The 10,619-nt window shown below is 44.9% G+C and carries 9 protein-coding genes and 2 rRNA genes; 3 read left to right on the forward strand and 8 right to left on the reverse strand.

Going from position 1 to position 10,619, the window contains the following annotated elements; genetic code table 11:
• The 6 genes from BUR09_RS16440 to BUR09_RS16465 form a co-directional block, all read right to left on the reverse strand.
• Positions 1–86: ribosomal RNA gene (locus BUR09_RS16440) — 16S ribosomal RNA — on the reverse strand; the annotation flags it as partial.
• A gap of 634 nt (positions 87–720) precedes the next feature.
• Positions 721–1,389: an amino acid ABC transporter permease gene (locus BUR09_RS16445; protein WP_084539539.1), complete on the reverse strand. Its 669-nt coding sequence runs from the start codon at positions 1,387–1,389 to the stop codon at positions 721–723.
• Positions 1,389–2,159, reverse strand: a complete 771-nt coding sequence (locus BUR09_RS16450) for an amino acid ABC transporter ATP-binding protein (protein ID WP_074218035.1) — start codon at positions 2,157–2,159, stop codon at positions 1,389–1,391. The genes BUR09_RS16445 and BUR09_RS16450 overlap by 1 nt, the downstream gene beginning before the upstream one ends.
• 11 nt (positions 2,160–2,170) lie before the next feature.
• On the reverse strand, positions 2,171–2,839 hold the full coding sequence (locus BUR09_RS16455; RefSeq protein WP_074218036.1) for an amino acid ABC transporter permease: 669 nt from the start codon (positions 2,837–2,839) through the stop codon (positions 2,171–2,173).
• 136 nt (positions 2,840–2,975) lie between these two features.
• Positions 2,976–3,734, reverse strand: a complete 759-nt coding sequence (locus BUR09_RS16460; protein ID WP_074218037.1) for an ABC transporter substrate-binding protein — start codon at positions 3,732–3,734, stop codon at positions 2,976–2,978.
• A 420-nt stretch (positions 3,735–4,154) separates the two neighbouring features.
• Positions 4,155–5,951: an ATP-binding protein gene (locus tag BUR09_RS16465; protein ID WP_084539540.1), complete on the reverse strand. Its 1,797-nt coding sequence runs from the start codon at positions 5,949–5,951 to the stop codon at positions 4,155–4,157.
• A gap of 162 nt (positions 5,952–6,113) precedes the next feature.
• Between BUR09_RS16465 and BUR09_RS16470 the strand changes: the two genes are divergently transcribed.
• Genes BUR09_RS16470 through BUR09_RS16480 form a run of 3 tightly spaced genes read left to right on the forward strand, consistent with a single transcriptional unit; the run spans position 6,114 to position 9,133 of the window.
• Complete coding sequence (locus BUR09_RS16470) at positions 6,114–7,349, forward strand: inorganic phosphate transporter (RefSeq protein ID WP_074218039.1); 1,236 nt, start codon at positions 6,114–6,116, stop codon at positions 7,347–7,349.
• A 37-nt stretch (positions 7,350–7,386) separates the two neighbouring features.
• Positions 7,387–8,064, forward strand: a complete 678-nt coding sequence (locus BUR09_RS16475; protein ID WP_074218040.1) for a DUF47 domain-containing protein — start codon at positions 7,387–7,389, stop codon at positions 8,062–8,064.
• A gap of 46 nt (positions 8,065–8,110) precedes the next feature.
• Positions 8,111–9,133, forward strand: coding sequence for a glycosyltransferase (locus BUR09_RS16480; protein ID WP_074218041.1), 1,023 nt, complete (start codon positions 8,111–8,113; stop codon positions 9,131–9,133).
• Between the two features lie 14 nt (positions 9,134–9,147).
• Here BUR09_RS16480 and BUR09_RS16485 read toward each other — a convergent pair whose 3' ends face one another.
• Together BUR09_RS16485 and rrf are read right to left on the reverse strand one after the other, a co-directional pair.
• A complete protein-coding gene (locus BUR09_RS16485; RefSeq protein ID WP_074218042.1) occupies positions 9,148–9,933 on the reverse strand; it encodes an NAD-binding protein in 786 nt (261 codons plus the stop codon).
• A 396-nt stretch (positions 9,934–10,329) separates the two neighbouring features.
• Positions 10,330–10,444, reverse strand: a 5S ribosomal RNA gene (gene rrf / locus BUR09_RS16490).
• Positions 10,445–10,619 lie beyond the last annotated feature (175 nt).

Consider the following 10,619-nt stretch of genomic DNA (forward strand, 5'->3'; position numbering starts at 1 on the left):
TTTCCGAAGAAACTTTCGCGTTCGACTTGCATGTGTTAGGCACGCCGCCAGCGTTCAATCTGAGCCAGAATCAAACTCTCCAGTTTAATAATTCTGTATTGTGACATCCACTACATCGTAGCAGATGACGCTAGCTGATCTCTAAATCAATCCGATTCGCTATTTAATTGTCAAAGAGCTTTTTCAAGCTCCGCTCGGCTATTTTGCCTCGCGTCGAGTTGGCGTTTATGCCACCCAGCCGCTAAGCTGTCAACAACTTTTTGAAATTTAATTTCATTCGCTGTCTGACGAAACCTTGTCTCGCGGCGTGGAGGGAGTGTTTATGCTTTCCGCCTTCCGCTGTCAAACCCTTTTTTTAAAAGTTTTTGAAAAACTTTTTTTGAAGAGTTCATCGACTCAGTTTTACCGATTGTGAAATGAACTTACTCGCTCTGAGAACTGCTTCTCCGTAGCGAGGAAGGAGGTTCTATGTTTTTTGCCTCACGCCGTCAACAACTTTTTGAGATTTTCTGCTTTTATTTCTGAATATAACGGTGTAGCTCTCTCAAAGTCGTTGATACAGAACGACTTTGACCAATCAGTAGATTCTATACGATTATTCATTCTTCCCTCACATTGTAGAGAATATCCCTTGAATAAAATGTAAGAGCCGGCTTTCCTAAGACAAAAAAGGGTGAACCTATTAGGTTCACCCTTTTTACTATCATATAATAACCCGAACTAATTTTTCAAAACACCAAAGCCCGGGATATACAGACGCTGCTCGAACTTCTTTAACAGCCAGCCTGCAATAGTTACTAGGAACAAATAGTATGCCCCTACAACCATAAATGCCTCGGTGAAACGGAAAGTCTGCGCTGCAACGCCGCGCGCCTCACCAGTTAACTCGATGCATGTAATGATATAAGCAAGAGATGAGTACTTAATAAGATAGATAACTTCGTTACCACATCCTGGAAGCGCTCTACGGAATGCCTGAGGAACGACAATCCAGAGTACAGTCTGAAGCTTACTCATACCCAAGGCTGCTGCAGCTTTAAGCTGACCTTCCCGGATAGAGAGCAACGCACCACGTACATACTCCGAGTTGTACGCACCACTACACAACGTAAAGCCAAGAATAGCTGCTTCTGCCGGTTCCAAATAAATACCTATCTTTGGCAACCCATAATATAAGATGAAGAGCTGAACCATAAGCGGCACACCACGGAAAAGCGAAGTGTAAAAGTTCATCAGCTTTTGAACCATCTTATTACCAAAAACACGGCAACAGCCAATAGCGATACCAAGCAATTGCCCCATAATAGCGGATGGAACAATGAGCACAACGCTCATAAGCAGCCCTCTGTTTACGGCAGGGAGCAGTTGTTCTGTGTAAAATGGGTCCACTAGTCGAGCTCCTCGCACATATCAGACAGCTTGTTACAGAAGTCAGCAGTACGCGTACCAGATCCTTCCTTGAGAAGGTCTACCGGAGAACCGCGCTCGATAATTTCGCCCTGCTGCATAAATACAATCTCATCTGCCAGTGCACGCGCAAAGTCCATCTGGTGAGTCGCCATAATCATGGTGAGTCCTTCTTTTGCCAGATCGCGGATAACAGAAAGAACCTCACCAACCAACTCAGGGTCGAGCGCAGAGGTCGGCTCATCGAGCAGAAGCACTTTAGGCTCCATAGCAAGCGCACGTGCAATAGCTACACGCTGTTTCTGACCACCGGAAAGTTCTGCAGGATACAAGTCACTCTTTTCAGAAAGACCTACTCGTTCAAGCTCTTTTCTTGCAATACTCAAAGCATGAGCCTTACTCATCCCTTTTACTTTACGCAGAGCAATCGCAACGTTGTCCAGCGCTGTGAGATGGTCAAACAGGTTAAAGTCCTGGAAGATCATACCGACCTGTTGGCGGTAACTGTACAATTCTTTCTTGCTGTCGGTATTAACTACATTGCCTTCAAGAAGAATCTGTCCTTGCTCAGGCATGAGCAGATAGTTGATACACTGCAGGAAGGTAGACTTACCCGCACCGGAAGGCCCGATGAGTACTTTAAGCTCCCCACGATTAATATCGAGAGAAACTGATCGTAAAATTTCTTTCCCGCTGAGGGACTTGCAAATGTTTTGCATCTGCAAAACAGGGGTATTATTCTCACTTGGCATGTATATATCCCTTACGATGTATAGCCCGGAATGCGGACTTTCTTTTCAAGAGCGAGCAGCAGCTTTACGCCCACTAAAGTAATAATAAAGTAAATTACACCGGCAGTTATGAATAAGGTGAGATGTTCATAAGTTCGAGACGCAACAAAATGTGTGCGTGTAAACATGTCCATGGCACCTACTACGTAGGCCAATGCAGAATCTTTAAGAATAATAGAAAATTCGTTGGACCATCCCGGAATAGACATACGTAGCGCCTGCGGTAGAATAATGGTGCAGACACCTTGCATATCAGACATACCAAGGGCGCGAGATGCTTTCAGCTGTCCTTGCGGCAAAGCTTCAATAGAGCCTCTAAAAATTTGTGACTGGTACGCCGCACTTGTCATCCCCAATACAATCGCTGTGGCAGCAAGAGCAGACAAATTAAGCCCCAACAAGTCGAAAATACCAAAGTAGAAAAGGAACATGAGTGTCAAAATCGGCACCCCGCGGAAAAACCACACATAGAATCCCAGAATTAAGCGAACAAATCGAGGTCCGTAGACCAAGCCAACCGCCATTGGAATGCCCATGACAAGGCCAAGGCTCATTGCCCCGCCTACAATTGCCAACGTCACGAGCGCGCCCTGTAAAATATATGGCAGCGCGTCTAATACAACTGCTAACTGTTCTAGCATACAATGTCGGACAAACCATTACGGTCGTCCTTCCTCCTTAGGTGTGCCTAATAGCACTCAATAAAAAAAGCTGAGAGCGCTTTGATGGAAACGCCCTCAGCTGAAATAGTATCTTTATAACCGGGCAGTAAGCCGATTAGTGGTCGTGACCTTTAAGATGCTTTTCTTTGAGAACTTCCCAGTAAGGGTCAGCTTTCAGCATTTTGATACCCTTGTTGATGAGCTCAAGAAGTTCAGCGTTGTCTTTATTAATAGCAACACCGAAGTCATCATGATCACCGAACGTATCAATTACAGCCAATGGCAGTCCACGAGCGATAGCATCATTAACAGGAGCAGCGTCCATAGCTACAGCCTGAATACGACCGTTCATAACATCCTGGAATGCAAGCGGAGCAGAATCATAGTACTTCATAGTGAAGTTCCAGCCTTCTTTGCCCATGTGCTCTTTAAGCCACTCAACCTGCGGAGTACCGGACTGCACACCGAGACGTACTTTATCGTGCTGTATTTTGTCTACAGTAAGGCCGGAACCTTTTTTAGCAGCGTAGACACTTGCAACGGTGTAGTACGGATCAGAAAAATTCACTTTTTCAGCGCGTTCAGGAGTAATGGACATACCGGAGTAAACCATATCAATTTTTTTGGAGAGAACGCTCTGTACGATAGTTGACCATTCCATAGGCTTATGAACAACCTTGAAGCCAAGCTTCTTAGCAATCCAGTTCAAGGAATCTACGTCAAAGCCGGCTGGTTCGCCATTTTTGTCAACATAAGCAAAAGGAGGGTAGTTTGCATCAATACCGTTAATGTATGTTTTTTCTGCAAACGCTCCTGTGCCGAACATCAAAACCAGACCCAGTGCTGCGATAAGCACACGTGTTGTTCTAAGCATCTTGTTCTTCCTTCTAGCAAGAAAAATAAGCAACATAAGCAGATGACCTTACGAAATCATTTGCTTTCCCCATTAAACCCACAAATATCTTGGCTAGCAGAAAGTAGTCCTACTCGCAACCTCGAAATAGACAATTTTGCAAAATCAGCAAGTTGTATCTATTAAGATATGATGTCGCAAAAAGAGGTTATACCATCGGATGGCTCACATCATACATTGCTTGCGAATACAGCTATACCTCTTAGTTAGAGTATAACTTCAGCGGCTGCGCTGCCCCCTTTTATGCGCTTAGCCCGCTACTGGCAACACTTTTAGCGTTTTTTCAACTGCATTTTCATTTTCTTTCTTGCTTACCTTAAAAGAAAAACCGCCAAACTAGAAAGCACGGCGGTTAATGGGAATTTCGAATAGATGAGGACGTTAACCGCGTTCGGTCTTTTTCAAAGTAAAGATAAACGCAGCACCAGTATTTGTATCTGAGTTAATTGGAGACTCTACCCAGATATCACCACCATAAGATCGGATGATTCTGCGACAAATGGCAAGCCCCAACCCGGCACTACCATCCTTGGCAAGAGGTGCTTCCTCATTTTCAAGCCTGAAGAAACGTTCAAATATCCTGCTCTGACTCTCGGCAGGAATACCGGCTCCTTCATCGCGTACACTAAATGAAGCAAGTCCACCGCGCAGATGCAATCCAACAGAAACTGTAGAACCACACGGACTGTACTTAATAGCGTTATCTATAAGATTGCGTAATACCTCGGTGAGTCCATCAGAATCTCCGACAACAAAAATATTTTCTTTTTCCAACTGGTAGGTAAGCGTAATATTCTTTTCATATGCAGCTGGCATCATGTCACGCACGGTCTGCTCAATTACTCGCCCACCATCGACGACTGTCAGCTGACTGCTGTCTTTATTATATTGAGAACGCGCCAATACCAATAAAGAGTTTACCATTTTTGTCATGTGATCAGCATTGCGCAATATCGTCTCTAAAAACTTCACGGCGGTAGTACGCGGTGTAGCCGGCGCATCAATAAGGGTCTCGGCGTAGCCTTTAATACTGGTGAGTGGTGTTTTTAGTTCATGGGAAACATTTGCTACAAAGTCACGACGCACACGCTCCAATTGCTCTCTTTCACTTACATCATGAAATACAAGCACCATTTTCCGAGCTTCCTGACGATCACGGAACGGCACAAGGTTCACAGCAAGAAACACACAATCCGGCAACTCAAGAACAAGACTTGCATTCTTCGGAATAGGAGATCCTAAAATATCATCCACTGTCTGCTGTAAGTCCGGTTGCATTGTCGCTTCAATAACTGTCTTGCCTTCACAACCATCTACACAGCTAAGCATTTTTGTTAATGCGGTGTTGCAAGAATGAATACGGCCGCGTTCATCTAGCACCATGACACCTTCAGTCATGCCGTCAAATACAGCTTCCAACCTTTTCTTCTGATCAACAACCATCCTGAGGTGCATTTCAATATTCTGCGCCATGTCATTAATTGCCGTAACAAGCGGCTCAAACTCTGTTCCGGGATAGGTGCGAATTCGACGCTGGTACTGACCCAGCCCAATTGATTGTGCCGCACTGGCCAGTCTACGGATTGAAATAAGGAATGGTCTCGTAACAAGGTAACCAAACAGTACCGTGCCAAAGGTTGTAAAAATAAACACCCACATCATACCAGCTTCAAGTCTGTTCAAACGCTCGCTTGCTGAAGATGCAGGGATAGCGACACGCAAGACTCCGGCAGGAATAATTCCGTGCGCCTTTTCGCTCTGCGCGGCATAAATCAAATCTTTATGGATAGTAGTAGAATACCTGACTTCTACACCGGTTTTCCCCTCAAGGGCTGCGAGTATCTCCGGTCTGTCAGCATGAGAAGGAAGCTTAGGCAACTCTGAATAAGGAACGTTGGTATCAGCCACCACCGTACCTTCCACGATATACGTTACACGAACATTTAGCTGTTGAGATAATTCCTTTAGCCAAGCATCAAATTCCTGTATGCTAGAAAACGTATTCTCATGCGTCGTCCAGGCAACAGTATTCAAATAAGTGACGGCTCTACTTTGGGCATCACGCAAGATATCCGTACGTAATGATGAATCAAAATAATAAAACGGCGGAATGAGTGCTACCATTAGCAGCAGAAACATCCCCGTTAAGAGTCTGTTACGGATGGAATAGTTGTTCATGGCATTTATTATCCGCTACATTGTGGCAATTGTATGACTGTTATGTTACATCGCGACAGTACGGTGCGGAATTGATTTTGACAATAGTGTTGCCTTTTTCAGCAGACTAACCAACTTACGTTTGCTGCAAAAGAGAACCAAACAATCGGAATCTCCAAAAGTATGGATATATATACTATTTTCCTTGTGCTGGCTGTGCTGGCCGGTTTCATGATGGCGTTCAACCTCGGTGCAAACGATGTTGCCAACTCAATGGCGTCTGCTGTTGGTGCAAAGGCCATCACAATTAAACAAGCTGTGCTTATTGCGGGTGTTCTCAACTTCGCTGGCGCAGTTTTTCTTGGTGCTCAAGTTACCAAGACAATTTCTAAGGGGATTATCAACCCAGAAATGATTACCGATCCTAAGGTGCTAATGATCGGTATGTTTGCAGCGTTACTGTCTGCAGGCCTCTGGGTTCTTGTTGCAACTCTTACCGCGCTTCCTGTTTCCTCCACACACTCTATTGTCGGATCAATTCTCGGCTTTGGCTTTGTTGTTGGCGGACCGGAAGTTGTTAACTGGGGCAAACTAGGCTTTGTTGTCCTTTCCTGGATTATTTCACCATTATTCGGTGCTGTTATCGCTGGATTAATATTTTCATCAATCCGCAAGCGAATCCTGTTCCGAAGCCAAATGCTTATGCAGGCGCGTAAGTGGGCTCCTTTCTGGATTGCACTTACATTCACGCTGGTGTTCTTATCCTTCCTGTTTAAGACACCGTTCGGCAAAAACCTGCACCTTACCTGGTGGGATGCTTCCTACCTTGCTCCTCTTGTGACCGCGATTTTCTGGGTTATTGCCAGAAGTTTTATCCATAAACTTATCCCTAAAGTTGACGAAGAGTCTGAAGCAGTTGAAGGACTGTTCCGCAAAATGCAGGTGGGCACCTCCTGTTACGTTGCAGTTTCTCAGGGCGCCAACGATGTTGCAAATGCTATCGGTCCGGTAGCTGCTATCTACATGATTGCCCGAGATCATGCCCTACTCACCACCGCAGAGGTTCCTCTGTGGCTGCTTATTGTAGGTGGTCTAGGCATCACTCTTGGTATTTCTGTTCTGGGTTATAAAGTTATGGAAACTGTTGGCAGCAAAATCACCACTCTTAACAACACACGTGGCTTTGCAGTCGACTTCGGCGCAGCAACTACAGTACTGCTTGCTTCCAACCTCGGTATGCCTGTGTCTACAACACACGCTTCTGTTGGTTCAATTGTAGGTGTTGGTGTAGCACGCGGTTTTGGTACCGTTAACTTCCAGATTTTATTCAAAATCGTCCTGTACTGGGTACTTACTGTTCCAATTGCAGCACTCAGCAGCATTATTATTTTCCAGCTGCTTAGGTGGACGATTCTTTAAACGTTTTTTACCGGTAGATTCTTAGGAGGAAACTGCAATGAAATTTCGCGTTCCATTCTTTGGAATGTTATCCGACCGTACCCCGATGAACGGGCTCCTTGAGCACTACGGACAGATTGAAAAAGGTATGGGACTTATCCATGAGTCCATGGAGTGCTACATTACCGGTGGTGCTTGCAGAGAATTCTACTCCCTTCAGCAGGAAGTAGATGAAGCTGAATACCATGCGGATAAAATTAAGCGTAATATCCGCAACCACCTTCCGCACGGCCTCTTTATGCCTGTGGATAAGACCCTGTTCATCAACTACACACGCAGTCAGGACAACATTCTTGACTCAGGCCAGGAAGCTTTAAACTGGCTTGGCATGCACCGTCTTGCCATTGAAGAAGACATGCAGAAAAGTCTTCTCGACTACTTATATGAAGTGGCGAAGACAATCGAACTGCTGAAAGATGCACTTGAAGCAACAATAGACCTTGTACAAGGCACAGCTTCAGTTAACCGCCAGAAGACAAAAGATCATTACAGAAGCATTCGTGCACAGCAGCGCAATGTATTCCGCATGAAGCAAAACCTCATGGCGGAACTGTATGACCTCGACCGTGACTTTAAAGAAGTCTACCAGCTTATGAAGTTTGTAGATTGTCTCTTCGACATGAGCCATAACGCGGAAAATTGTAGCGACATGCTCCGCGCTATGATTGTTCGATAAACAATATTGCCTGCGATGTTCTGCATCGCAGGCATTTTTTTATCCTATGCATATCTATCCTCCCATAGTTTCCGTCGTCATGCCCGTCTACAATGGAGCAAAAACACTGAACACTGCTGTGGACAGCATTCTTGCTCAAACATTCACCGATTTCGAATTAATCATCATAGATGACGGCTCCACAGACTTCACTCTTGAAGTCATCAATGGATACGTTGCGCAAGATGAAAGAGTTCGAGGCTTCACAATCCCCCACTCCGGAGTAGCAGCAGCAGCCAACTTCGGGCTATCAAAAACGCGAGCACGCCTTATTGCACGTATGGATGCAGATGATTATTCCATGCCGGAACGGCTAGCACAGCAAGTTTCCTATATGCACGGACATCCTGAAATAGGCATATTAGGAACATGTGTGGAGTTTGGCGGAAACAGAAATACAGCTGGAGGATACGCACGGTATGTGGACTGGACAAACACTCTTCTTGAACCTGAAGAGATAAGCCTAAGACGTTTTCAAGAAGCTCCCTTTGCCCACCCTAGTACAATGTATAGAGCCGAGCTCGTTGAACGTTACGGGGGATACAAGCTCGGTAACTTACCGGAAGATTACGAACTATGGCTCCGCTGGATGGCTCTTGGTATCAAGGCTGCAAAGCTTCAAGAAAAATTAGTTGTATGGAATGACCCACCAAACAGGCTCTCGCGAACCGGCGAACAATGCACCGTTGAAAACTTCTATAAAATGAAGTCCCCTTACCTTGCAGATTGGCTTCATAACTATGTTTCCCCAGAAAAGAACATTTACGTCATCGGTGCAGGTAAAACCAGCAGACAACGGGCACTACTATTAGAACAAAGCGGCGTTGTTATTAAAGGCTGGATTGATATTGATCCTAATAAAATTGGAAACATCGTAAACGGAAAACGTGTAGTCAGTCGAGCCATCCTAGATCAAAAGCATTGTTTCTCTGTAGCCTATCTCGGGGGGCATGACGCGAACGAACAGCTTGAAGAATTTATGCAAACTAAAGGATATACCCTTGGGGAAGATTATATCCTCGCCTCATAACGCATAATTCCACGCTACGTGCCCTCTGAATCATCAAACGGCGCAACAAGCTGTCCTGCGGTATACTGCTTTGTTCTATATGCAGCGAGCATGCTTCCTACGCTCTGATCTTCAATATCAAAATGCTCCAAAACGAGACGTGTCATTTCTAAGCTCGCCTCTAAGACCGGATTAATAATCACATCAATGCCGTATGCATTCAGCAATTCAACTTGCTCATCAGAATCTACACTCGCAATAATTACTATCGCCTTGTAACGAGATCGAATAGTATCTATAAGCGGGAAACATCCGGTTGTAGCTGGAGGAGTAACAATAGTAGGTTTTGCATCCACTGGATCGGCGGAATCGAATACCTCCTGCACAGCGGCATCACCAAAAATAATTGGAAAACCTTTTTTTTGCAGCCAAGAACGCCGAGAGATTATATCTATCATCACAAACGGGATTAAACATTCCGTTAAAATGCTTGCGAACGCAAAACCTACTTTCCCTGCACCCACAATAATTACGTGGTCCCTTTTCCCATCGGATACATAGGGTTCTGTTTCAATGCCTTCAAGACAGAATACTTTATTACACAAAGCATATGCAACAGGAGCTAGCTTAAATGTCACTGGCGTCAGAAGCATACTTAAAATAGCCGTAGCTAGCATCAAAGAGGATTGCTGATCTGTTATGATCTGTGCTTCCTCGGCAATACTTGCCAACAAGAAAGATAACTCACCAATTGAGTACATTCCAAAACCAATGGTTAAAACCTTCTGCTGCCGAATTCGCAGAGCAGTTGTTATCCCCATAAAGGAAACCTTTAACTTTTCTTTGTGCTCCTAAAAGAAAGCATCAAGGTCTCATCGTAAAGAATAGAATAGAGTGTCCCATGAATTTGTTTCTCTCATCCCTACGGCTATCTATTCCGAAGGCTAGTTTTCTCTATTCTGATTCAAGCAGGATGCAAAAAAAGTTCTTATCCAAGCCCAGCCCAAAACAGCAATTACCTTGCGGGGCACAGTATTCAATTGAGCGTTGCGCCCTTAGATGTTTCTTCACTCTTATCAGCTAGGAAAAATGAAGTGTCTAGAAACAAAAAACGCCCACTAGCTTCAAAGCTAACGGGCGTCCACAACTTCACGGCGTACCATCGATCAAACAAAAAAAAGACCGCATTTCGCTTGAAACGCGGTCTTAGAAATAAATCTTGGCAGCGACCTACTTTCCCACAGGCTCCCCTGCAGTATCATCGGCGATGGTCGGCTTAACTTCCGAGTTCGGAATGGGATCGGGTGTACCCCAACCTCCATGGCCACCAAGAAAAATATGTCGGGTCAGTCAGTTCTTTGGAAAGGCGAGCAATATTTACCTTGCTGCCACATCAAAGGGCTAACCCTGAAATATAATCTTAAGGGAGGAAAAGAATGATTTGATGTAGAAAAATAAGGCTCACGGACTATTAGTACTGGTTAGCTGAAGGCATCGCTGCCCTTAC

Origin of the sequence: Halodesulfovibrio marinisediminis DSM 17456 (assembly GCF_900129975.1) — a bacterium.
GTDB classification, from domain to species: domain Bacteria; phylum Desulfobacterota; class Desulfovibrionia; order Desulfovibrionales; family Desulfovibrionaceae; genus Halodesulfovibrio; species Halodesulfovibrio marinisediminis.

Coding starts and splice junctions, on each gene's coding strand:
- BUR09_RS16485 (WP_074218042.1), bottom strand. CDS start 9,933: ATGGGGATAACAACTGCTCTGCGAATTCGGCAGCAGAAGGTTTTAACC.
- BUR09_RS16475 (WP_074218040.1), top strand. CDS start 7,387: ATGAAATTTCGCGTTCCATTCTTTGGAATGTTATCCGACCGTACCCCG.
- BUR09_RS16460 (WP_074218037.1), bottom strand. CDS start 3,734: ATGCTTAGAACAACACGTGTGCTTATCGCAGCACTGGGTCTGGTTTTG.
- BUR09_RS16465 (WP_084539540.1), bottom strand. CDS start 5,951: ATGAACAACTATTCCATCCGTAACAGACTCTTAACGGGGATGTTTCTG.
- BUR09_RS16480 (WP_074218041.1), top strand. CDS start 8,111: ATGCATATCTATCCTCCCATAGTTTCCGTCGTCATGCCCGTCTACAAT.
- BUR09_RS16455 (WP_074218036.1), bottom strand. CDS start 2,839: ATGCTAGAACAGTTAGCAGTTGTATTAGACGCGCTGCCATATATTTTA.
- BUR09_RS16470 (WP_074218039.1), top strand. CDS start 6,114: ATGGATATATATACTATTTTCCTTGTGCTGGCTGTGCTGGCCGGTTTC.
- BUR09_RS16450 (WP_074218035.1), bottom strand. CDS start 2,159: ATGCCAAGTGAGAATAATACCCCTGTTTTGCAGATGCAAAACATTTGC.